Genomic DNA, 23,667 nt, shown 5'->3' with positions numbered 1-23,667 from the left:
CCAGAAACCTCTGGCGCGCTACGCCTCAGATCAGCCCGTTGCGTCGGGCAATGTCCGCCATGTCGATGACCGAACCGACCTTCAGTTTCTCGATCAGCCGGGCCTTGTATGTGCTGATGGTCTTGTTGCTGAGCAGCATGGCTTCGCCGATGGCCTTGTTGCTCAGGCCACGCGCCAGATGCTGCAGGATGATCAGCTCACGGTTGGTGAGCGACGCGAGCACCTGGGCTTCGTCCACCTCCAGCTCCCGCCGGTTGACTGAACTCAGGGCGACCTCCGGGAAGTAGGTGTAGCCGGCCAACACCGCCATGACCGCTTTGCTGAGGATCTTGAGGTCCTCGGTCTTTGACACGAACCCCGATGCCCCCGCCTTCATGCAGCGCAGCGAGAAGTTCTCGGTTAACTGCGAAGTCAACACCACGACCTTGACCGGCGACCCCATCATTCTGATTCGGGAGATCACCTCCAAGCCGTCCAGCCCCGGTAGCAGCAAATCGAGGATGACCACATCGGGCTTGCGCTCACGGGCCAGGACAACGGCATCGATGCCGTTGTCCGCCTGACCGACCACCTCCAGGTTATCCAGGCGCAGCTGCATGCACACACTGGTACGAATAAAGGGGTGGTCATCCACCACAAGCACTTTGTACATGCCCCTCCTCCCCCGGCAGGACATTCACGAGGCCAGTCAGCGCCCCACCACCACATCCCTGCGATCACGCCCCTCATGCAGTTCAAACTGGTAGAAACGCCCGTCCGCCACGGAAAATTCACGCGTACGCCCCGGCAGCAAGTGATGCTTGATGGCGGTGTCACATTTGTCGCCCTTGCGATCACACTGCCGAAAATGGTCCAGCACAACCGTGGCATTGCCCGCGTTGCTGATTACCATGCTACCGCCTTTCTGCTCCACGGGCGTTTGATAGCTGACCCTGGATGGCGTGACGAACAGCAGCGTGCCGTAGCCGGCGAGCACGTTGACACCAGCCTGCAAGCTTTCCTTGTAGCCCTGGGCTTGGGCTTCGCTCAGGGCGAAGCCGTCATTGTGCTCGGGCAGCACCGGAATGAAGCGTAGGCGGAAATAACGCTCCCTGTCGCGCTCGCCTCGGTACAGCAAGCGAATGGCCTGCATACCCCGCGCAGGAATAATCAAGCGGGCCGGGCTGGCAACCAGCCCACGCTCTTCCACGGGCAGCGTCTGCTGATCGACCTCGCGGACCGTACCATCACTTTCATAGACCAGCTCGGCCACGCTGACCTTGACGAACGCCGTGCTGTCGCCGCTGTTACGCACACGCTTGAGCAAGGTGCTGCGGTCAGCATCGAGATAGTCGTAGAGCCCGCCCACATTGAGTGCGGGAGCCGCCAGCAAGGGCGAGGAAAGCAGCAGGCCAAGCAGGACCAGCAGGTAGGAATGGATCGTCACGGAAAGGGTCCTCATGAAAAGGTGTCGTACTGACTGCTAATACCCTTGTATTTTTTACGCTTGTGCCCGGGAAGCAGGACTCGTCATTTCCCAAAGAAGCTTCAGAAATTTCCCAGGCGGACCGGCAGCATCAAAGCTCCGCATCAAACACCACCGTCACCTGCCCTTGATAGGTGGTGCCGGCATGGGCCGTCATCTCGCCGATAGCAGCTTGCCTTACCTGGAAATGCAGTTGCCCGGATTGGTTGGCCACCAAGTGCTGTGGCAGGAAGACCGGCGCACCGGTCTCGCCAGTGGTCAGCATGATCCGCCTGGAGGCGCCGCCGCCGTGCTGGACACTGCTCGGCAGCGACACGCCGACCTCCACCGGTACGGCATGGTTTGCGACATTGCGGATACCGCAATGCTCCCCCACCTCGAACTCGCATTGCTTGTAGACCTTGAACGGCCCCGACGACCAGATCCTGAAAGGTATGTCGCGCTCCAGTCTCGGCGGCAGGCCACGCCCCCCCAGGTAGCCCTGCCAGCCTCCCGGGGGTTCCAGTACCGCACGATCAGAACCGGGGGGAAATCGAAGATAAAGGTCGTGCCGGACGTCCAGTTCCAAGTGCACGGTGAGTATCGGATCGTTGAGATTCGACACGTTGTTTCCGAATGCAAAATCCCCATCGGCCCCCACGGTGAACTGCGTACTGCCACGGTAGGTCCCCTGAGGCATACCGATCGGCCGTGGCATGATCAGCCTGTAAGAAGTGCCGGCCAATCCAACACTGCTTTGCACTTCCTCCCCGTCGGTGCCACTGCTGGAGTCGCTGTAACAGGGCTGTGGCGCGACCACGTTGCTCACAGACCAGAGGAAGCGTCCAGTGGCTCCGAGATTGTGACTGTTGGCGACCCGGAGCATGCAACCACCCTGCATGTTGAAGATTGGAACATCGGGTGTACCCCGCACTCGCTGCAACTCCAGACTGAACTCCTGAAACTCAAGCGTGACCAGATAGCTATCGAGTGTTGACTGGTTGACCACTGTCACAGTCCGTCGAGCGGGCACCTTGACGAACAGTCGGTCTCGCGGATCTGCCGCGCCTCGAGTGGTGGTCTTGAGAAAACTGATCGGCAGGTCCACCGTCGCCCTGTTGCACATGGATGGCCATCGCGTGCAAAAATCAGCTTTTGGCGTCGTGTTTTCGAACTGCCCATCAGCATCCCCCAGGTAACGGGCCGACAATGTCACGTCAGCGGCCCAGCTCGGCGACAGATAGCCACCGACCAGCCCCAGTAGAGCCAACAGAATTGTCCTGGCCTGCTTCATCAGATTTTCGCTCCTTGCTCCAGAGGTTGCATCGCTGCCAAGCCTTCACCTGCACAGGGCAGATCTCCCACCAACAACACATCGTCCTCGCGCTTGTGCTCGGCAAGGTCCAGGGACAGATTGCAAAGGGTCTGTCCACCCCGGCGGATTTCCAGGGTCGGCGTGGATTGGCTCAACTGCACGGCAAAATGCCCGCCGGCCTCGCTGACACTGCGGCTGGCGTGGTTGATCACCATCGCTCCAGCCAACGGCTGCCCCTGATCGTCCAACAACCGCCCCAGCACCGTGACCGTGCGCAGCACACGCACCTGGCCGTACTCCACGCCGCCGCGGTTGAGGTGGTAGTCGAGGCTGGGCGGCTGGATGATGGCCGATGGGTCGTGGGCCTGGGCAAAGTCGAACTGCACATGCCCGCTACGGTAGGCCGTCACCGGGATGATGTTGCGCCCGGGACGCAGCGTGGTACTCACGCCCAGGAAATCATCGGCGCGTAGCGCCAGGTCAGGCAGATCGCTATCGATGTCGACGATTAGGCCAGCCTCCTGCGCCTGGTGGTGACCCGACATCGCCGCGCCTCCCGGGCCGAATGCAACCAGGCTCTGCAGGTTCAGGCCTGCGCTGAGCTCGCCGTTGTAGGAGGACGTCTGTGCGTAGGCATCACCCTGCAAGCTCTGGCTCAGGAACTGAGCATGGCCCGAGTAGCCGGTCCCGTAGCGATCCACCGTGAACGCGCCGCCTACGGATTCCACTGCCCCCCATTCGACATCCTGCTGGTAGGACAGCGTGGCGTTCTGGTCGCGACCGCCATCCCGAGCGGTTCTCGTGCCCAGGCTTACCCCCACGCGACGCCCCGGCCCGCCAAGGCTCATGCTGAGGCTCAGGTTCACGCCACGGTTGCGCTGCTCACCGGTACTGACCGAGCCCGGGCGATCGAACACCGAGAAGCGCCAGTTGGCGTCCGAGCCCAGCAGCTTGCCGTAGTAGGCCCAACCCAGGTCGACGCCGCTGCCACTGTCGGAGCCGGTGCTGTGGGCCACCCGCACCGTCGCCGTGCTGCGCGGGCTGATGCGGTGGTTGTAGGAAAGGGACGTTTGCCGAACATCCGCCTGATCACGCAGCGCCTGGCGCACCGACGCCGATGTATCGACGCGGCTGCGACTGTGGCTGAGCACCAACGAGCCAAGGTCATGGCGAAGCACGGCCTGCAGGTCGTAACCGTCGCCTCGGCCCTGGCTCCGATAGAAATTGCCGTACAGCTTGAAACGGTCCAGCGCATCCCAATCCACGGAGGTACCGAATTGCATCGCCTCCTCCACCCTCTGCGCGGACACCCCCAGCACCGCACGGGGGTGCAGCAGGTAGTTGGCCATCACCCCTGCGGCCAGGCTCGGCTCACGACCGTCATCCCAATTGCTCAGCAGTGTCTGCTGCCGGCCCAGGTAGGCGTTGTAGCGCCAGCGGTTGTCGGTGTTGCCCCAGTTGCTCGGCTTGTACACGAAGGCTTCGCTGCGCGAGCTCTCCTGGCCATCCTCGAGCAGGCGTATCTCGACCTCGTAGATGCCCCCGGGCAAGACCCGCGTGTCGAGGGCCTGGAGTCCGGGTTGAACGGGTTGGCTGTTGATCAGCACACCATTGCGATAGATCTCGGCCACGCCCGGACGATTGGGCGTGACATAGATCGGGATGCTGCTGGGCTGGCCGTTCTCGATCAACAGGCTGTCGCTACTGCCCAGCATCAGACCCAAGGTAGTGTCGGGGGTGCTGCCGTACAGCCTTGGCTGTCGGCTCAGCCCTTGGGCGCTCGGGGTGAAATAGCCCAGGCGATAGAAGTGTTCTTCAACTACACGCTCACCGTACAACTGGTCCAGCCGATGCCGGGTATCCTGGCGCTCATCGCTGCCACGGTCGGCCTGGGCGTCGGCCAGCACCGTCCAGTTGCCCACGCTACCCTGACCTTGCAGGGCATAGCGCCCCGTGGTGTCCGCCCCACTGCCCAGCAGGTTGAGCTGATTGCGCAGCAACAGCCCATAGCTGCCATGCTCCGGCTCCCGGTGGTACCTGGCCTGTCCGCTGGCTTGTTCGACGTCCTGGGTCAACAGTGACAACTGCGAGTTGACCAGGCTGTAGTGAATGGCCCGTAAACCTTCGACACAGTCACGGACACATTCGCCCAGCGGTCGCCCGACCGACAGCCGCTCCCGCCAGCGACGTCGCACGACGGCGGGCTCCTGACTGTCCTGGATATCGGTGAACTCGAGGAGTTGGACCTGCATGCCACGCGACAGCACCACCATCGCATCGCCCAGGTAACGACCATCCACATCGATCCGGACCGCCAGAGGTACATCGAAGAAGTGCTCCTCGAACTCCCTTGGCAACCCCTGGGTCGGCATCATCGCCACGAGTGAATCCGTGGAGGGCTCGGCAGTGGCCGGGCGCGCCACACAAGCAAGAAAAGCCAGCCCGCCATACAGGCAGGCCTGAGAGAAAGGAAAGTTTGCCATGACAGTCTGCATTCAGCCCCGGCTCGCCCTTGGGCTCGAATTGCCAAGGACGAGGGGCAAGGACGAAAGAAGAAGTGATTCAACCCAATGTCAGGGTCAAGGTGCGGCGGTCTCGAACACCATGCTGACCAGGCCCTGATAGCTGCCCGGCACATAGCTGCCGCTGCTCGGGGGCAGCGCGGCGATCTGGAAGCCAACCACCGCCCCCGCATTGGCCTGGGCTTCGCTGATCACCTCGGAGGACGTGGTCGTCAAGGAAGTGCCGGCCACCTTGACATCCAGGTCGATCCCCTCGGCACCGCTGGAAATCACGGCCGGCGAAAGCAGGTACGCAGCGATCGGGCCGATGGTGCTCTTGACCTGCAGTTGCTTGTCGATGACACCGAAGGTCTGTAGGTTCGAATTCCATTGCAGTTCCTGTGGATCGTTTATCCAGTTGCCACCGACCGGCTCGACGAAGAAGGCGGCGGTGGGAACGGTGGCGATCACCTGGACCTGTTTCTCGATGGGGTCGGCGGCCATGGTGGAACCGGCAGCCAGAAGGGCGAGAGGAAGGGCAAGAAACAAAGCTTTCAAGAGTGGATCTCCTATCAGTCCGCTGAACGACATCAGCAAGAAATGCCAAGACGGCGATGCGCCGCTGGTGATAGGGATTATTCGTATTGGCCCGAGGCAAGCCGTTAGGACCGCTCCGAGCCAGACAGGGAAATTTCCCAGGGAAATACAACTTGTTCAAAAAAGATAACGCCCCGGCAAGCCGGGGCGTCGTTCAGACAGCAACCTGGATCAGTGGGAAACCGCTCCGCTGGCCCCAAGACCGGTCTGCGACCGGACGAACTGCGGGAAGAACAGCGCGCGCTCGTCTTCGGCGGCCTTGGACTTGTCGGTGACCGAGAAGAACCAGATGCCGGCGAAGGCGATGATCATCGAGAACAGCGCCGGGTACTCGTACGGGTAGATCGCTTTCTCGTGACCAAGGATCTGCACCCAGATGGTCGGGCCGAGGATCATCAGGCCCACCGCGCTGACCAGGCCCATCCAGCCGCCGATCATGGCGCCGCGGGTGGTCAGTTTCTTCCAGTACATCGAGAGCAGCAGCACCGGGAAGTTGCAGCTGGCGGCGATGGAGAAGGCCAGGCCGACCATGAAGGCGATGTTCTGCTTCTCGAACAGGATGCCCAGGCCGATCGCCAGCACGCCCAGGGCGATGGTGGTGATCTTCGACACGCGGATCTCGTCCTTGTCGTTGGCCTTGCCCTTGCGCCAGACGCTGGCATACAGGTCATGGGACACCGCCGAGGCACCGGCCAGGGTCAGGCCGGCGACCACCGCCAGAATGGTGGCGAAGGCCACTGCCGAGATGAAGCCGAGGAACACGCTGCCACCCACGGCATCGGCCAGGTGCACCGCCGCCATGTTGTTGCCGCCGATCAGGGCGCCGGCGGCGTCCTTGAAGTCGGGATTGGTGCTGACCAGCAGGATCGCGCCAAAGCCGATGATGAAGGTCAGGATGTAGAAGTAGCCGATGAAACCGGTGGCGTACAGCACGCTCTTGCGCGCTTCCTTGGCATCACTGACGGTGAAGAAGCGCATCAGGATGTGCGGCAGGCCCGCGGTACCGAACATCAGCGCCAGGCCCAGCGAGAACGCCGAGATCGGGTCCTTGACCAGGCCGCCCGGGCTCATGATCGCCTCGCCCTTGGCGTGCACCTTGATCGCTTCGGAGAACAGGGTGTTGAAGTCGAAGCCCACGTGCTTCATCACCATCAGCGCCATGAAGCTGGCACCGGACAGCAGCAGCACTGCCTTGATGATCTGCACCCAGGTGGTGGCCAGCATGCCGCCGAATAGCACGTACAGGCACATCAGGATGCCCACCAGGATCACCGCCACATGGTAGTCCAGGCCGAACAGCAGCTCGATGAGCTTGCCGGCGCCGACCATCTGAGCGATCAGGTAGAACGCCACCACCACCAGCGAGCCCGAGGCCGACAGGGTGCGGATTTCCTTCTGCCCGAGGCGATACGAGGCCACGTCGGCGAAGGTGTACTTGCCCAGGTTGCGCAGACGTTCGGCGATCAGGAACAGGATGATCGGCCAGCCGACCAGGAAGCCGATGGAGTAGATCAGGCCGTCGTAGCCGGAGGTGAACACCAGCGCGGAAATGCCCAGGAACGAGGCCGCCGACATGTAGTCGCCGGCGATCGCCAGGCCGTTCTGGAAGCCGGTGATCTTGCCACCGGCAGCGTAGTAGTCGGCCGCCGACTTGTTGCGCTTGGAGGCCCAGTAGGTAATGCCCAGGGTGAAGGCGACGAAGGCCACGAACATGGCGATCGCCGAGACGTTCAGCGGCTGTTTCTGCACCTCGCCGGTCAGGGCATCGGCGGCCCACACGGCGGGTGCAAAGGCACCGCAGGCCAGGACGGCCAGGGCTTTGGCGTGACGGATCATTGCTTGGCCTCCTCGAGAATGGCCTTGTTCAGTTCATCGAACTCGCCGTTGGCGCGACGCACGTAGAGCGCGGTGAGCACGAAGGCCGAGACGATCAGGCCGACGCCCAGGGGAATGCCCCAGGTGATCGACGAATCGGGGCTGAGCTTGGCGCCCAGCACGTGCGGGCCATAGGCGATGAGGAGGATGAAGGCGCAGTACAGGCCGAGCATGATCGCCGAGAGAATCCAGGCGAAGCGCTCACGCTTGGTGACCAGTTCCTTGAAGCGCGGACTGTTCTGTATCGATTGGTAAATGCTGTCGTTCATTGTTTTTGTCCTAGCAGCACAGAGTAGGGAGAACCCGACTCCAACTTTATGCTGCCGCTGGACGCCAACCAGACGACCTTAGTCTTAGATGCAACGGTGTTTTGCAAGATCGGTAACAAATCCTGGGGACGCTGCGCACCCTTTTCGCCGACAAGCCGGCTCCGACAGGGGATCTGCGCCGACACTGCGGGAGCCGGCTTGCCGGCGAAAGGGCTGCACAGCAGCCCCATCTCAAGCCATCACTTGCCGGTCCACTCCTTGACCCGCTCCGGATGCTTGGCCAGCCAGTCCTTGGCCGCGGCCTCCGGCTTGGCGCCTTCCTGGATCGCCAGCATCACTTCGCCGATCTCGTCCTTGGACTGCCACTGGAACTTCTTCAGGAACTCGGCCACTTCCGGCGCCTTGCTCGCCAGTTCCTTGCTGCCGATGCTGTTGACCGTCTCGGCGGCGCCGTACACGCCCTTGGGATCCTCGAGGAACTTAAGCTTCCACTTGGCGAACATCCAGTGCGGCACCCAGCCGGTCACGGCGATGGACTGCTGCTTGGCGTAGGAGCGGCCCAGCTCGGCGGTCATCGCCGCGCCGGAACTGGCCGTCAGTTTGTAGCCGGTCAGGTCGTAGTCCTTGATGGCCTGCTCGGTCTTGAGCATGACCCCGGAGCCGGCATCGATGCCGACGATCTTGTTCTTGAAGCTGGCATCGGTCTTGAGGTCGGCGATGCTGTTGGCCTTGACGTACTCGGGGACGATCAGGCCGATCTTGGCATCCTTGAAGTTCGGCCCGTAGTCGACGACGTTGTCCTTGTTCTTGGCCCAGTACTCGCCATGGGTCACCGGCAGCCAGGCCGAAAGCATGGCATCGAGCTTGCCGGTGGCCACGCCCTGCCACATGATCCCGGTGGCCACGGCCTGCAGCTTCACGTCATAGCCAAGTTTCTGCCTGATCACTTCGGCGGCCACGTTGGTGGTGGCCACGCTGTCCGACCAGCCATCCACGTAACCGATGCTCACTTCCTTGGCCATGGCCTGCGCAGTGCTCATGGTCAATACCAGGGCGGCGCCCACACTCAGGAAACGTCGTACTCTTGTAAAAGTCGCCATCAAAGCATCCCTCGTCAGGTCTTGGAGAGAGCATCATCGACCTGCCCCCGCGCACGACCTGCTCTGTCAGCGACCTCCAGCGAACGATCAGCGACAGCACTGTGCCATTAACGCCATGGCACTCGATCGACCTGCGCGATCCTTGCATGCCAAAGGCTTGGCGCCGGTCATTTGCGGCTATCATCTAGCCCTTTGTGCTTGACGACGGACTGCCCGATGCCCAGTAACACCCGACTGCTCCTGCCTGCGTACCTGCTCGCCTGCCTGCTCGCCCTTGGCGGGCTGTGGGCGCTCTGGTACGGCCTCGGCAAGCCGGTGCACCTGCCTGATGCGGCGAGCCCGACGCACAAGCTGCAGTGCGCGTCCTACACCCCCTTCGACAAGGACCAGTCGCCGTTCGACCAGCCGTTTCGCCTGCGCCCGGCGCGCATGGACGCCGACCTGGCGTTGCTGAGCGAGCGATTCCAGTGCATCCGCACCTACTCGATGACCGGCCTTGAGGCAATCCCGGCGCTGGCCCGCAAGCATGGCCTGAAGGTGATGCTCGGCGCCTGGGTCAACGCCAACCCGGTGGACACCGACAAGGAAGTCGAACTGCTTATCGCCGCGGCCAATGCCAACCCCGACGTGGTCAGCGCGGTGATCGTCGGCAACGAGGCGCTGCTGCGCAAGGAAGTCACCGGCGAGCGCCTGGCCGGGCTGATCGAGAAAGTGAAAAGCCAGGTCAAGGTGCCGGTGACCTACGCCGACGTCTGGGAATTCTGGCTGCAACACCCGCAGATCGCACCGGCGGTGGACTTCCTCACCATCCACCTGTTGCCGTACTGGGAAGACGACCCGCGTGGCATCGATGCGGCGCTGGCCCATGTGGCCGAGGTGCGCCAGGTGTTCGGCAACCGCTTCGCGCCCAAGGACGTCCTGATCGGCGAGACCGGCTGGCCCAGCGAAGGACGCCAGCGCGAAACCGCCGAACCGAGCCGGGTCAACGAGGCGCGTTTCATCCGCGGCTTCGTCGCCTTGGCCGAAGCCAACGGCTGGCGCTACAACCTGATCGAGGCATTCGACCAGCCCTGGAAACGTGCCAGCGAAGGCGCCGTGGGCGGCTACTGGGGGCTGTACGATGCCGACCGCCAGGACAAGGGCGTGCTCGAAGGGCCGGTGAGCGACCTGGCGTTGTGGCCGCAGTGGTTGCTGGCCAGCGTGTTGCTGATGCTGGTTACCCTGGCCCTGGCCGGGCGCCCGGCAAGCCACCGTGCCGCCCTGCTGCTGCCGTTGCTGGCGGCCCTGGGTGCCGGCAGCCTGGGGCTGTGGGGGGAACTGATGCGCACCAATGCCCGCTTTGTCGGGGAATGGCTGTGGGCGGGTGCCCTGGCCGGCTTGAACCTGTTGGTGCTGGCCCACGGCGCACTGGCCCTGGCTCGTCCAGACGGCTGGCGCCAGCGGCTGTTCACCTGGCTCGAGGCGCAGGCGGGCACCTGGTTGCTGGCGGCGGGATTCGCCGCGGCAGTGAGCATGCTGGCGATGGTGTTCGACCCGCGTTATCGCAGCTTCCCCAGCGCGGCGTTGCTGTTGCCGGCGGTGGTCTATCTGCTGCGGCCGGTGCCGGCGCGGCGGGCGGAGGTGGCGTTGCTGGCCTTTATCGTGGGCGCTGGAGTGGCACCGCAGTTGTTCCAGGAAGGGTTGGCGAATCGACAGGCATGGGGCTGGGCGGTGGTCAGCGTGTTGATGGTTGGCGCGTTGTGGCGCAGCTTGCGCAAAGCCTGATGGCCCATCGCGGGGCAAGCCCGCTCCCACGCTCACACAAGGCGTTGGCCTCGACGTGGGAGCGGGCTTGCCCCGCGATAGGGCCCTGTCAGGCAACGGATGATCGTCGCACCAGCCGCAATCCCGCCAGTACCACGGCAAACACCGCGATGCTCGCGGTATAGAGCACCAGTGCCGGAATCCCGAACAGCAGCGCCAGCGCCGCCAGCCACCACCCGCCTCGGCCAGGCGTCAGTTGGCTGAGCAACGCCAACCCCAATGCCCCCCAGGCAATGACCTGGAAATGTATCCCCAAGCCCAGCAGCGAACGCGCCTGGCATTGCCATACCTCTCCCGGCACGCTGCACAGCCCGACCCACCGGGCGTCCTCCATCAACCCATAACGCACGCCATAGCTGGCCGCAAGCCACAGGCCCAGGCACGCCAGCAGTACAAGAAGAGGCCACGTACGAGACATCCGATTCTCCAACAGCGGTAATGGAAACGCTGCATGATCCCTCAGTGGGGAGATGAAAGGCAAAATCATGGCCCTGCAGCTATGTTGCACAAGACAAACGTTGTCCGGCGCGGCAACATCTTGTGCGACGAACGACACGACGACGGGCAACTTTGTCCGACTTGCCGTGGTCCTAGCCTGCGTATTGCACGACCTTGCGTTTTCCCTGGGGGACATAAATGCTTCGATCTTTGCGCCTCGCCGCCCTGCTCGGCGGCCTGCTCATGGCTGCGGCCGCATCGGCGCGGGATATCGACGCGGCGAGCTACGGCTATCCGTTGACCAACCCGTTCGAGGCGACCATCGCCACCACGCCGCCTGAACAGCGCCCGACGCTGCCCAGTGACGACGATATCGACCAGGCCGACTACAGCCTTACCCTGCGCCCGGAGCGCGAGTTCACCCTGCCCGACAACTTCTGGTCGGTGAAGAAACTGCGCTACCGCCTGGCCAGGCAGGACCACAAGGCGCCGTTGATCTTCCTGATCGCCGGTACCGGCGCGCCCTACTCCAGCAGCATCAACGAGTACCTGAAGAAACTGTTCTACCAGGCCGGCTACCACGTGGTGCAGCTGTCATCGCCGACCAGCTGGGACTTCATGAGCGCCGCTTCGCGCTTCGCCACCCCCGGGGTGACCAGCGAGGACGCCAAGGACCTGTACCGGGTCATGCAGGCGGTGCGCGCCCAGCAGGCACACCTGCCGGTCAGCGAGTACTACCTCACCGGCTACAGCCTCGGGGCGCTGGACGCGGCGTTCGTCAGCAAGCTCGACGAAACCCGCCAGAGCTTCAACTTCAAGCGCGTGCTGCTGCTCAACCCGCCGGTCAACCTGTACACCTCGATCACCAACCTGGACAAGCTGGTGCAGACCCGGGTCAAGGGCATCGACCGCAGCACCACCTTCTATGAGTTGATGCTGGAGAAACTCACCCGTTATTTCCAGGACAAGGGCTACATCGACCTCAACGAAGCGCTGCTGTATGACTTCCAGAAATCGCGGGAGCACCTGTCCAACGAACAGATGGCCATGCTCATCGGCACTTCGTTCCGCTTCTCGGCCGCCGACATTGCCTTCACCTCCGACCTGATCAATCGCCGCGGCCTGATCATTCCGCCTAAGTTCCCGATTACCGAGGGCAGCAGCCTGGAGCCCTTCTTCAAACGGGCGCTGCAATGCGACTTCGACTGCTACCTGACCGAGCAGGTGATTCCCATGTGGCGAGCGCGCACCGATGGCAACAGCCTGCTGCAACTGGTCGACCAGGTGAGCCTGTACGCGCTGGAGGACTACCTGCGCGCCAGCCCCAAGATCGCCGTGATGCACAACGCCGACGACGTGATCCTCGGCCCCGGCGACATCGGTTTCCTGCGCCGGGTGTTCGGCGAACGGCTGACGCTCTACCCCCATGGCGGCCATTGCGGCAACCTCAACTACCGCGTCAACAGCGACGCCATGCTGGAGTTCTTCCGTGGTTAACAGACTGCTGCTCGTCACCGCCCTGCTCGCCAGCGGCTGCGCCCTGGCCGAGGAAGTCGCGCCGCGTGCCAGCGTGGTCGAGGCCGACAAGACCGAAACCCTGACCGTGGAGGCCGACGGCTTCGTCGATCCGCTGCGCGAACTCAAGTTCAACCCCGGCCTGGACCAGCGCGAGTTCGAACGCTCGACCCTGGCCGCGCTGAACATCTACGATCCGCTGGAGTCGCTGAACCGGCGCATCTACCACTTCAACTACCGCTTCGACCAGTGGGTATTCCTGCCAGTGGTCGACGGCTACCGCTATGTCACGCCCGGTTTCGTGCGCACCGGGGTGAGCAATTTCTTCAACAACCTGGGTGATGTGCCCAACCTGTTCAACAGCGTGCTGCAGCTCAAGCCCAAGCGTTCAGCGGAAATCACCGCGCGGCTGATGTTCAACACCATCATCGGTGTCGGCGGCCTGTGGGACCCGGCGACCAAGATGGGGCTGCCCCGCCAGAGCGAGGACTTCGGCCAGACCCTGGGCTTCTACGGGGTACCGGACGGGCCATACCTGATGCTGCCGATCCTCGGGCCATCGAACCTGCGCGATACCACCGGACTGGTGGTCGACTACGTGGGGGAGAAGGAGATCAACTACCTGAACGTGCCCGACACCGCCAGCGACCACCCGGAGCTCACCGTGCTGCGGGCGGTGGACAAGCGCTACACCACCAACTTCCGCTACGGGCAGACCAACTCGCCGTTCGAATACGAGAAGCTACGGTACGTGTATACCCAGGCGCGCAAGTTGCAGATCGCCGAATAAGCGCTGTGGGAGCGGCCTTGCCGAGGCGTCGGACCGGTCGGAAAGGGCCGCAAGCGGGCCCGGCAATCTTGAGCCGGGCACACATCCTGGGGCTGCTTCGCAGCCCTATCGCGACGCAAGGCCGCTCCCACAGGAGTGTTCAGCCAGGCAGTCCGAGGAACTGACACAGCTCCCGCTTCTTGGCCAACGCATCCTTGCGCCCCAGCTCGATCAGCTCGCTGCAATAGCTCGCCTCGAACAGCAGGTAGCTCAGCACCCCCGCCCCGCTGGTCTTGGTAGCGCCAGGCCCACGCAGGAAAAGCCTCAGCGCCGCTGGCAGCTCGCGCCGATGACGGGCGGCGATCTCGTCCAGCGGCTGGCTGGGCGCCACCACCAGCACCTCGATCGGCGCCAGCCCCAGGCGCCGGGCGTCCAGGTGCGCCGGCATCAGGTGGCTGAGATGGTTGAGCCGCTGCAGCAACTCGATATCGTCCTCGAGACTGTCGATGAACGTGCTGTTGAGCATATGCCCGCCGATCTGCGCCAGGCTCGGCTGCTGGCCGCTGAACACGCGCTGGGTGGGCAAGGGCGGCGCCGGGCGCTGGGGGTTGCCACTGACGCCGACCACCAGCACGCGGCTGGCGCCCAGGTGCAGCGCCGGGCTGATCGGCGCCGACTGGCGCACCGCGCCATCTCCGAAGAACTCATCGCCCAGGCGCACCGGCGCGAACAACAGCGGGATCGCCGAGCTGGCCAGCAGGTGGTCGATGGTCAACGGCGTGGGCATGCCGATGCGCCGGTGGCGCAGCCAGGGCTCGATGGTGTCGCGGCCCTGGTAGAAGGTCACCGCCTGGCCGGACTCGTAGCCAAAGGCGGTCACGGCAATGGCGCGCAACTGATTGGCCGCCAGGGAGTGGGCGATGCCGTCCAGGTCCAGGTGCTCATGCAGCAGGCGGCGCAGCGGGCGACTGTCGAGCAGCGCCACCGGCACCTGGCCGCCGAGCCCCAGCAGGCTGTGGCCGACGAAGCGGCTGGCCTGGCGGATCACCCCGGGCCAGTCGCTGCGCAGCACCAGGTGGCTGCGAAAGTTCTGCCAGAAGGCGGTCAGGTGCTGCACCGATTCGGCGAAGCGGGTAGCCCCGCTGGCCAGCTTGACGGCATTGATCGCGCCAGCGGAGGTGCCGACGATCACCGGGAAGGGATTGGCCGCCCCAGGGGGCAGCAGCTCGGCGATACCGGCCAGCACGCCGACCTGGTAGGCCGCGCGGGCACCGCCGCCGGAGAGGATCAGGCCGGTGGTTGAGGTCATTGCTCCTCCCTGGAATCAGTGCTTGCCAGTGACCGTCCTATCGCGGGGCCAGCCCGCTACCACGCGGCCCCAGTGTCATTTTTTCTTCTTGTCGTACAGCCGTGGCTCGCCCTCGGGCCGCGACTTGAAGCGCCGGTGCGCCCACAGGTACTGCTCCGGGCACTCGCGCAGCACGCCCTCTACCCACTGGTTGATGCGCAGGCAGTCGGCCTCCTCGGTTTCGCCGGGAAAGTCAGCGAGCGGCGGATGCACCACCAGACGATAGCCGCTGCCGTCCTCCAGGCGCCGCTGGGTGAACGGAATCACCCGGGCCTTGCCCAGCCGGGCGAACTTGGTGGTGGCGGTGACGGTGGCCGCGGGAATGCCGAACAGCGGCACGAAGATACTCTGCTTGATGCCATAGTCCTGGTCCGGCGCGTACCAGATCGCCCGGCCCTTGCGCAGCAGCTTGAGCATCCCGCGCACGTCGTCGCGCTCCACGGCCAGTGAATCGAGGTTGTGGCGCTCGCGACCGCGGCGCTGGACGAAGTCGAACACCGGGTTGCCGTGCTCGCGGTACATGCCGTCGATGGTGTGGGCCTGCCCCAGCAGCGCGGCGCCGATCTCCAGGGTGGTAAAGTGCACGGCCATGAGGATGGCGCCCTCGCCTTCGCGCTGGGCGGCCTGCAGGTGCTCGATGCCCTCGATGTGGGCCAGGCGCGCCAGCCGGGCCTTTGGCCACCACCAGCTCATGGCCATCTCGAAGAAGGCGATGCCGGTGGAGGCGAAGTTTTCCTTGAGCAGATATTGCCGTTCGTCGCCGGACAGTTCGGGGAAACACAGCTCGAGGTTGCGCGCGGCAATGCGCCGGCGCTCGCCGGCTACCCGGTACATCACCGCGCCCAGGGCGCGGCCCAGGCCCAGCAGGGCACGGTACGGCAGTTGGGCGACCAGCCACAGCAGGCCCAGGCCAAGCCACAGCCCCCAGAATCGCGGGTGGAGGAAAGAGGATCGAAAACGCGGGCGTTCCATTGAAGCTTCCGGCAAGACATGAGCCCGGCATTCTACATCGGTTGCGGGCAATCGGTCTTATCGCTATAAGTCAGGGCACTTTTTTCGCAACAAGCCGTCTATGCAGACCATGAGCCCCAACCAGACACCCGACAACGCCCCCGTGTTCCAGCTCAAGGGCAGCATGCTTGCCATCACCGTGCTGGAACTGGCGCGCAACGACCTCGAATCCCTCGACCGCCAGCTGGCGGCGAAGGTGGCGCAGGCGCCGAATTTCTTCAGCAACACCCCGCTGGTGCTGGCCCTGGACAAGCTGCCCCATGACTCGGGCGCCATCGACCTGCCCGGGCTGATGCGCGTGTGCCGTCACCATGGCCTGCGCACCCTGGCGATCCGCGCCAGCCGCATCGAGGACATCGCCGCGGCGATCGCCATCGACCTGCCGGTGCTGCCGCCGTCGGGTGCCCGTGAACGCCCGCTCGAGCCCGAACCGGAAGCGAAGAAGCCCGAACCCGCGCCAGCTCCGCCACCGGCGCCGGCCGAACCCGAGGTGCGCCCGACCCGCATCATCACCTCGCCGGTGCGCGGCGGCCAGCAGATCTACGCCCAGGGCGGCGACCTGGTGGTGACAGGCTCGGTCAGCCCCGGCGCGGAACTTCTCGCCGATGGCAACATCCATGTGTACGGCGCCATGCGCGGCCGCGCCCTGGCCGGTATCAAGGGCAACACCAAGGCGCGCATCTTCTGCCAGCAGATGACCGCGGAAATGGTCTCCATCGCCGGCCAGTACAAAGTGTGCGAAGACCTGCGCCGCGACCCGCTGTGGGGCTCGGGCGTGCAGGTCAGCCTGTCCGGCGACGTGTTGAACATCACCCGTCTTTAACGGATACTTGCCGGCATTTTTAGCGCAACTTTTTTCCCGTTGCCGTTTTTTGTATTTGCAGGGACACGCGTCCCGTTTATTTAGGGGTGAAACACCTTGGCCAAGATTCTCGTCGTCACTTCCGGCAAGGGGGGTGTGGGCAAGACCACCACCAGCGCCGCCATCGGTACCGGCCTCGCACTGCGCGGCTACAAGACTGTCATCGTCGACTTCGACGTCGGCCTGCGTAACCTCGACCTGATCATGGGCTGCGAGCGCCGCGTGGTGTACGACTTCGTCAACGTGGTCAACGGCGAGGCCAACCTGCAGCAGGCCCTGATCAAGGACAAGCGCCTGGAGAACCTGTTCGTGCTGGCCGCCAGCCAGACCCGCGACAAGGACGCCCTGACCCAGGAAGGCGTGGAAAAGGTCCTGATGGAGCTGAAGGAAACCTTCGACTACGTCATCTGCGACTCGCCGGCCGGTATCGAGAAAGGCGCGCACCTGGCGATGTACTTCGCCGACGAAGCCATCGTCGTGACCAACCCCGAGGTGTCCTCGGTACGCGACTCCGACCGCATGCTGGGCATCCTGTCGAGCAAGTCGCGCCGCTCCGAGAACGGCGAGGAGCCGATCAAGGAACACCTGCTGATCACCCGTTACCACCCCGAGCGCGTCGAGAAGGGCGAAATGCTCAGCATCGCCGACGTCGAAGAGATCCTGGCGATCAAGCTCAAGGGTGTGATTCCCGAGTCGCAAGCCGTTCTCAAGGCCTCCAACCAGGGCATCCCGGTCATCCTTGACGACCAGAGCGATGCCGGCCAGGCGTACAGTGACACCGTCGACCGTCTGCTGGGCAAAGAGAAGCCCCTGCGGTTCATCGACGTGCAGAAGCAAGGATTCTTCGCGCGTCTGTTTGGAGGCAAGTAAACCATGAACCTTTTTGACTTCTTTCGTGGCAGACAGAAACAGACCAGCGCGTCGGTAGCGAAAGAGCGTCTACAGATCATCGTGGCGCACGAGCGCGGCCAGCGCAGCACCCCGGACTACCTGCCCGCCCTGCAGAAAGAGCTGGTCGAGGTGATCCGCAAGTACGTCAACATCGGCAACGACGATGTGCAGGTGGCGCTGGAGAACCAGGGCAGCTGCTCGATCCTGGAGCTGAACATCACCCTGCCCGAGCGCTGATCTTTCAGTAGCTCAGGGTTACCTTGTGGGAGCGGGCTTGCCCCGCGATTGCCTCCAATGGCCATCGCGGTGCAAGCCCGCTCCCACAATGCTTTGCAGAGAACACCTGAACATGCCGCTGTCGAACATCCAGATCCTTCACGAAGACGCCGCCATCCTGGTGATCAACAAGCCGACCCTGCTGTTGTCGGTGCCGGGCCGCGCCGAGGACAACAAGGACTGCCTGATCACCCGCCTGCAGGAAAACGGCTACCCGGATGCCCTGATCGTCCACCGCCTGGACTGGGAAACCTCGGGGATCATCCTGCTCGCCCGCGACGCCGACAGCCACCGCGAGCTGTCGCGCCAGTTCCACGACCGCGAGACCGAAAAGGCCTATACCGCGCTGTGCTGGGGCCAACCGACCCTGGACAGCGGCAGCATCGACCTGCCGCTGCGCTACGACCCGCCGACCAAACCGCGCCATGTGGTCGACCACGAACAGGGCAAGCACGCCCTGACCTTCTGGCGCATCGTCGAACGCTGCGGCGATCATTGCCGGGTCGAGCTGACGCCGATCACCGGGCGCTCGCACCAGTTGCGCGTGCACATGCTGTCGATCGGCCACCCGCTGCTGGGCGACCGGTTGTACGCCAACCCCGAGGCGCTGGCGGCCCATGAGCGGCTGTGCCTGCATGCGTCGATGCTGAGCTTCACCCACCCGGTATCTGGCGAACGCCTGAAGTTCGAGTGTCCGGCGCCGTTCTGATTACTCAAGCCGTATAGTGCCAGCAACAGGGCCGGCACAAATTTTCGAGCAATTACGCTAAACTCGCGCCACTGCTGTCTGGAGTGACTTATGCGCGATGCCCTGAATGCCGGCCTGATCGAATTCCTCAAGGCCTCCCCGACGCCGTTCCATGCCACCGCCAGCCTCGCGCAGCGCCTCGAGGCCGCCGGCTACCAGCGTCTGGACGAACGCGACAGCTGGGCCACCGTGCCCGGTGGTCGCTACTACGTGACCCGCAACGATTCCTCGATCATCGCCATCAAGCTCGGCAAGCTCTCGCCGCTGTTGGGCGGCATCCGCATGGTCGGCGCCCACACCGACAGCCCATGCCTGCGGGTCAAGCCGCAGCCCGAGCTGCAACGCCAGGGCTTCCTGCAACTGGGCGTGGAAGTGTACGGCGGCGCCCTGCTTGCCCCTTGGTTCGACCGCGACCTGTCGCTGGCCGGCCGGGTCACCTTCCGCCGTGATGGCAAGGTGGAAAGCCAGCTGATCGACTTCAAGCTGCCGATCGCCGTAATCCCCAACCTGGCGATCCACCTCAATCGCACCGCCAACGAAGGCTGGCAGATCAACCCGCAGACCGAGCTGCCACCGATCCTGGCCCAGGTGGCCGGCGACGAGCGCGTCGACTTCCGCGCCCTGCTCACCGAGCAACTGGCCCGCGAGCACGACCTCAACGCCGACGTGGTGCTCGACTACGAGCTGAGCTTCTACGACACCCAGGACGCCGCGTTGATTGGCCTGAACGGCGACTTCATCGCCGCCGCCCGCCTGGACAACCTGCTGTCATGCTATGCCGGCCTGCAGGCCTTGCTGGGTGCCGACAGCGACGAGACCTGCGTGCTGGTGTGCAACGACCACGAGGAAGTCGGCTCCTGCTCGGCCTGCGGCGCCGACGGCCCCATGCTCGAGCAGACCCTGCAACGCCTGCTGCCCGAAGGCGACGACTACGTGCGCACCATCCAGCGCTCGCTGATGGTCTCGGCCGACAACGCCCACGGCGTGCACCCCAACTACGCCGACAAGCACGACGGCAACCACGGGCCCAAGCTCAACGCCGGCCCGGTGATCAAGGTCAACAACAACCAGCGCTACGCCACCAACAGCGAAACCGCCGGGTTCTTCCGCCACCTGTGCATGGCCGAGGAAGTGCCGGTGCAGAGCTTCGTGGTGCGCAGTGACATGGGCTGCGGCTCGACCATCGGCCCGATCACCGCCAGCCACCTGGGCGTGCGCACGGTCGACATCGGCCTGCCGACCTTCGCCATGCACTCGATTCGCGAACTGTGCGGCAGCCATGACCTGGCGCACCTGGTGAAGGTGCTCAGCGCCTTCTACCGCAGCCGCGAACTGCCCTGACGGCCAACCCGCTCCCACGCGGACCCGTGGGAGCGGCGGTGTGCCGATGCGCCTTGCCCACCGCCTGCCCCCGGTCAATCCGCCTCGCTTGCAAAGCGCTATGCTTGATACATGGCCCCCAAAACAGAAGGATGCTGTTCATGTCATCGCCGTTCCTGTCCCTGTTCGTGCCGGTGTTCCTGTTCCTGATGCTGCTGACCATCGGCTTCAGCCTGCGCGAGCGCAATGTCGGCGTGTTGATGATGTGGATCGGCACCCTCGGCATTTTCGGCCTTACCTGCTGGAAGATCCTCGAGAAACTGCCGTCGTAAACCACTACACTCGGGCAAACGTTTGACCTGAGGTAGAGTTTCCGGTGCCAGCCCTCCTGCGTTGCATCACGCTGCTGTTCCTGCTGTTCATCACCCCGGTGCACGCCGCCGGCCTGCCGGGCCTGCTCGGTTCCAGCACACCCGCCCAGCCCGAAGCCAGCGAACCGCTGGGCAAGTCGCTGGACGAGGTGATCAAGAGCCTGGAGAACGACCAGCAACGGGCCAAGCTGCTGGCCGACCTGAAGAAGCTGCGCGACGCCAGCAAACAATCGCAACCCACGGTCGAACAGGGCGTGCTCGGCCTGATCGGTGGCGCCCTGCACGATTTCGAGCAGCAGTTCAGCGGCGATGCCAGTCCGTTCAAGCGCTGGTCGCTGGAAATCGACCAGGCGCAGGATGAGTTGGCCGCGCTGGTGGTGCCGGTGCACCAGTGGCCGGCGATCCTGTTCGGCTTTGCCGGGGTGATCCTGGTCTGGAGCCTGCTGGCCTACACCTTCAACTGGATCGGCCACCGCGTGCGCCTGCGCTTCGGCCTGACCGAGGAACTGCCCCAGCACCCGCGTACCTGGGACCTGGTGCGCTTCGCCCTGCGCAAGCTGGGACCGTGGCTGGTGGCGCTGGTGTTCACCGTGTACCTGAGCTTCGCCCTGCCCTCCTCGCTGGGCAAGTCGATGGCCATGGTGCTGGCCTACGCACTGGTGGTCGGCACACTGTTCTCGGCGATCTGCGTGATCGCTTTCTCGCTGCTCGACGGCCCGCATCGCCACCGCGCCCTGCATATCCTGCGGCACCAGGCGTTCCGCCCGCTGTGGCTGATCGGCAGCTTCGCCGCGTTCGGCGAGGCGATGAGCGACCCACGCCTGACCACTGCCCTGGGCAGCCACCTGGCCCACGCCCTGGCCACCCTGGCCAATGTCGTCGCGGCGCTGTGCACCGGGCTGTTCATCCTGCGCTTTCGCCGCCCGATCGCCCACCTGATCCGCAACCAGCCCCTGTCCCGACGCCTGACCCGGCGCACCCTGAGCGACACCATCGAGCTGCTCGGCAGTTTCTGGTACCTCCCGGCGCTGATCCTGGTGGCGATCTCGCTGTTCGCCACCTTCGTTTCTGCCGGCGACACCAGCACTGCCCTGCGCCAGTCGCTGATGTGCACGGTGCTGGTAGTGGTGTGCATGGTGCTCAACGGTCTGGTGCGGCGCCACGCCGCCAAACCCCGGCGCGCCAACATGCGCCAGGCGGTCTACACCGAACGCCTGCGCAACTTCGGCTACGTGCTGGTGCACCTGTTCATCTGGCTGGTGTTCATCGAGCTGGGCCTGCGCGTCTGGGGCCGCTCGATGATCAGCTTCGCCGAGGGCGACGGCCATGAAGTGAGCCTGCGCCTGCTGGGCCTGGCCGGCACGCTGATCGTCGCCTGGCTGGTGTGGATCCTCGCCGACACCGCCGTGCACCATGCCCTGGTGCGCTCGCGCCGCGGACTGGCCAACGCCCGGGCACAGACCATGATGCCCTTGATCCGCAACGTGATGTTCGTGGTGATCTTCATCATCGCGGTGATCGTCGCCCTGGCCAACATGGGCATGAACGTCACCCCGCTGCTGGCCGGTGCCGGCGTCATCGGCCTGGCCATCGGTTTCGGCGCCCAGTCTCTGGTGGCCGACCTGATCACCGGGCTGTTCATCATCATCGAGGACTCGCTGGCCATCGACGACTACGTCGACGTCGGCGGCCACCTGGGCACGGTCGAAGGCCTGACCATCCGTACCGTGCGCCTGCGGGACATCGACGGCATCGTGCACACCATCCCGTTCAGCGAGATCAAGAGCATCAAGAACTACTCGCGGGAGTTCGGCTACGCGATCTTCCGCGTGGCCATCCCGCACAGCATGAACATCGACCAGGCCATCACGCTGATCCGCGAAGTGGGCCATAAGCTGCGCAACGACCCGCTGATGCGCCGCAACATCTGGTCGCCGCTGGAGTTGCAGGGGGTGGAGAGCTTCGAGTCGGGCTCGGCGATCCTGCGGGCGCGGTTCAAGACCGCGCCGATCAAGCAGTGGGAGGTGTCGCGGGCGTTCAACCTGGCCTTGAAGCGGCAGCTCGATGAAGCCGGTCTGGACCTGGCGACGCCACGGCTGTCAGTGCAGGTGGTGACGGCTGGCGGTGGCGGCATGACTGAGACCGGAGGCGCTAGCAGTTAGGGCCGCTTCGCGCCCCTAACCCGCCTCGGCGCGGATGCGGATCGCATCGTGCCGCCAGTATTCCAGGTCACAGTCGATCAGATGCCCATGCTGGTCGCTGTTGACCCGGGTGATGTGCAAGCCCGGGCTGCCCGTCGAGACCTTCAGCGCCCCTGCCGCCGCCACTGGCAACGCGGTCGGCAGGATCTCGAAGCACACCTGCCCATAGTGAATGGCGTACTCCCGCGCATAGATCTCGGTCAGCGACCGGGCCAGGTCCAGCTCGAGGATCCCCGGGAAGTAGCACGGGTTGAGATAGTGCTCGGCGTACAGCACCGCCCGCCCATCGATACGCCGCAAACGGCAGATCCGCACCACGCTGGACAACGCCGGCAGGCGCAGGCGCGCGCAGATCGCCGCCGAGGCCGGTTGCAGGCGTGCCGACAGCAACTCGGTGCTCGGCACCCGCCCCTGGTCGCGCACCATCGCATGGAAGTGGCTGCGCTCGATCAGGTCGTAGGTCAGACGCTCGGGCGCGACGAACCAGCCACGGCGCTCCTCGCGGTAGATCAGCCCTTGGGCCTCCAGCTGCACCAGTGCCTCGCGCAGGGTGATGCGCGTGGTGTCGAACACTTCGCTGAGCCGACGCTCGGCCGGCAGCTTGCCGCCGGGGGCCAGCAGGCCGTGTTCGATCTGCTCCTGCAGGGCATGGCAGATGGCTGTTACCGCGCGCGGTGGCGTCGCTTGCATCAAAGGTTACCTATCTGGACTAGTCCAGCCCCATAAAGGGGCATGTGGCGATGGCTACAAGCCTAGGCAAGGCTGATGAACATCCTGTGACAAAGCCTCGCCCAGGGACTTGCCAGATCCGGGCCAGGCCACGCGATTCAAGGCTTTCGATGTGGTCTACGCTGTATCCCGAGAGCCATCGGCCTGCCACCCGCACCTTCTTCTTACATCAAACTGTCACGCAACAGGCCTACCTTGGCTCAAGGTTTGCTGACCTAGACCAGGGGTTCGCAAGCACCGCTTCTGTTCATAACAACGAATGCAAGGCACCCACCAAAGGAGCT

Annotated in this window: 22 protein-coding genes; 10 read left to right on the top strand and 12 right to left on the bottom strand. The window is 64.3% G+C overall.

From position 1 onward, the window contains the following. Positions 1-25: 25 nt before the first annotated feature. From ACVWZ5_RS09320 to ACVWZ5_RS09285, 8 genes are all read right to left on the bottom strand, one after another. Positions 26-652, bottom strand: coding sequence for a response regulator transcription factor (locus ACVWZ5_RS09320; protein ID WP_062573179.1), 627 nt, complete (start codon positions 650-652; stop codon positions 26-28). A gap of 36 nt (positions 653-688) precedes the next feature. Then, on the bottom strand, positions 689-1,441 hold the full coding sequence (locus ACVWZ5_RS09315; RefSeq protein WP_457340575.1) for a molecular chaperone: 753 nt from the start codon (positions 1,439-1,441) through the stop codon (positions 689-691). A gap of 115 nt (positions 1,442-1,556) precedes the next feature. Continuing rightward, positions 1,557-2,738, bottom strand: coding sequence for a hypothetical protein (locus tag ACVWZ5_RS09310; RefSeq protein WP_186599724.1), 1,182 nt, complete (start codon positions 2,736-2,738; stop codon positions 1,557-1,559). After that, positions 2,738-5,242 carry a CS1-pili formation C-terminal domain-containing protein gene (locus ACVWZ5_RS09305; protein ID WP_457340574.1) on the bottom strand — a complete coding sequence of 835 codons (2,505 nt, stop codon included), beginning with the start codon at positions 5,240-5,242 and terminating at the stop codon, positions 2,738-2,740. The genes ACVWZ5_RS09310 and ACVWZ5_RS09305 overlap by 1 nt, the downstream gene beginning before the upstream one ends. 96 nt (positions 5,243-5,338) lie before the next feature. Beyond that, positions 5,339-5,818, bottom strand: coding sequence for a CS1 type fimbrial major subunit (locus ACVWZ5_RS09300; protein WP_062573177.1), 480 nt, complete (start codon positions 5,816-5,818; stop codon positions 5,339-5,341). Between the two features lie 210 nt (positions 5,819-6,028). Next, complete coding sequence (locus ACVWZ5_RS09295) at positions 6,029-7,693, bottom strand: cation acetate symporter (RefSeq protein WP_062573176.1); 1,665 nt, start codon at positions 7,691-7,693, stop codon at positions 6,029-6,031. After that, a complete protein-coding gene (locus ACVWZ5_RS09290) occupies positions 7,690-8,001 on the bottom strand; it encodes a DUF485 domain-containing protein (RefSeq protein WP_028690856.1) in 312 nt (103 codons plus the stop codon). Before ACVWZ5_RS09290 ends, ACVWZ5_RS09295 begins: the two co-directional genes overlap by 4 nt. A 239-nt stretch (positions 8,002-8,240) precedes the next feature. Beyond that, a complete protein-coding gene (locus tag ACVWZ5_RS09285) occupies positions 8,241-9,101 on the bottom strand; it encodes a glycine betaine ABC transporter substrate-binding protein (protein ID WP_084941744.1) in 861 nt (286 codons plus the stop codon). 216 nt (positions 9,102-9,317) lie between these two features. Between ACVWZ5_RS09285 and ACVWZ5_RS09280 the strand changes: the two genes are divergently transcribed. Beyond that, a complete protein-coding gene (locus ACVWZ5_RS09280) occupies positions 9,318-10,865 on the top strand; it encodes a glycoside hydrolase family 17 protein (RefSeq protein WP_084941743.1) in 1,548 nt (515 codons plus the stop codon). A gap of 88 nt (positions 10,866-10,953) precedes the next feature. Here ACVWZ5_RS09280 and ACVWZ5_RS09275 read toward each other — a convergent pair whose 3' ends face one another. Further along, the gene (locus tag ACVWZ5_RS09275) at positions 10,954-11,322 is read right to left on the bottom strand and encodes a hypothetical protein (protein ID WP_062575688.1); all 369 of its coding nucleotides are present in this window, start codon (positions 11,320-11,322) and stop codon (positions 10,954-10,956) included. Between the two features lie 218 nt (positions 11,323-11,540). On the opposite strand from ACVWZ5_RS09275, the gene ACVWZ5_RS09270 reads away from it, so the two are divergent. After that, positions 11,541-12,839: an alpha/beta fold hydrolase family protein gene (locus ACVWZ5_RS09270; RefSeq protein WP_084941742.1), complete on the top strand. Its 1,299-nt coding sequence runs from the start codon at positions 11,541-11,543 to the stop codon at positions 12,837-12,839. Beyond that, positions 12,832-13,647, top strand: coding sequence for an MlaA family lipoprotein (locus ACVWZ5_RS09265; protein ID WP_050704582.1), 816 nt, complete (start codon positions 12,832-12,834; stop codon positions 13,645-13,647). Before ACVWZ5_RS09270 ends, ACVWZ5_RS09265 begins: the two co-directional genes overlap by 8 nt. 139 nt (positions 13,648-13,786) lie before the next feature. Here the strand turns inward: ACVWZ5_RS09265 and ACVWZ5_RS09260 are convergent, their stop codons facing one another. After that, positions 13,787-14,935 (bottom strand): patatin-like phospholipase family protein, encoded by a 1,149-nt coding sequence (locus tag ACVWZ5_RS09260; protein WP_028690863.1) that lies wholly within the window; start codon positions 14,933-14,935, stop codon positions 13,787-13,789. A gap of 75 nt (positions 14,936-15,010) precedes the next feature. Continuing rightward, on the bottom strand, positions 15,011-15,946 hold the full coding sequence (locus ACVWZ5_RS09255) for a lipid A biosynthesis lauroyl acyltransferase (RefSeq protein ID WP_062573171.1): 936 nt from the start codon (positions 15,944-15,946) through the stop codon (positions 15,011-15,013). Positions 15,947-16,046: 100 nt separating this feature from the next. Here ACVWZ5_RS09255 and minC point away from each other — a divergent pair, with 100 nt between their 5' ends. From minC to ACVWZ5_RS09220, 7 genes are all read left to right on the top strand, one after another. Next, complete coding sequence (gene minC / locus ACVWZ5_RS09250) at positions 16,047-16,808, top strand: septum site-determining protein MinC (protein WP_028690865.1); 762 nt, start codon at positions 16,047-16,049, stop codon at positions 16,806-16,808. 96 nt (positions 16,809-16,904) lie between these two features. Next, on the top strand, positions 16,905-17,717 hold the full coding sequence (gene minD, locus ACVWZ5_RS09245; protein WP_028690866.1) for a septum site-determining protein MinD: 813 nt from the start codon (positions 16,905-16,907) through the stop codon (positions 17,715-17,717). Positions 17,718-17,720: 3 nt separating this feature from the next. Further along, a complete protein-coding gene (gene minE / locus ACVWZ5_RS09240) occupies positions 17,721-17,975 on the top strand; it encodes a cell division topological specificity factor MinE (protein ID WP_011532731.1) in 255 nt (84 codons plus the stop codon). Between the two features lie 112 nt (positions 17,976-18,087). Continuing rightward, a complete protein-coding gene (locus tag ACVWZ5_RS09235; RefSeq protein WP_084941741.1) occupies positions 18,088-18,723 on the top strand; it encodes an RluA family pseudouridine synthase in 636 nt (211 codons plus the stop codon). Between the two features lie 90 nt (positions 18,724-18,813). Next, the gene (locus tag ACVWZ5_RS09230; RefSeq protein ID WP_028690868.1) at positions 18,814-20,103 is read left to right on the top strand and encodes a M18 family aminopeptidase; all 1,290 of its coding nucleotides are present in this window, start codon (positions 18,814-18,816) and stop codon (positions 20,101-20,103) included. A gap of 140 nt (positions 20,104-20,243) precedes the next feature. Further along, on the top strand, positions 20,244-20,414 hold the full coding sequence (locus ACVWZ5_RS09225) for a hypothetical protein (protein WP_167388396.1): 171 nt from the start codon (positions 20,244-20,246) through the stop codon (positions 20,412-20,414). Positions 20,415-20,458: 44 nt separating this feature from the next. Beyond that, complete coding sequence (locus ACVWZ5_RS09220; RefSeq protein ID WP_457340573.1) at positions 20,459-22,615, top strand: mechanosensitive ion channel domain-containing protein; 2,157 nt, start codon at positions 20,459-20,461, stop codon at positions 22,613-22,615. Positions 22,616-22,630: 15 nt separating this feature from the next. On the opposite strand, the gene ACVWZ5_RS09215 is transcribed toward ACVWZ5_RS09220, so the two are convergent. Next, positions 22,631-23,344, bottom strand: coding sequence for a UTRA domain-containing protein (locus tag ACVWZ5_RS09215; RefSeq protein WP_096048498.1), 714 nt, complete (start codon positions 23,342-23,344; stop codon positions 22,631-22,633). Positions 23,345-23,667 lie beyond the last annotated feature (323 nt).

This window comes from Pseudomonas sp. TE6283, assembly GCF_054060555.1.
The sequence above is the reverse complement of the archived record's forward strand: the minus strand, read 5'-3'. Positions and strand labels throughout refer to the sequence as shown.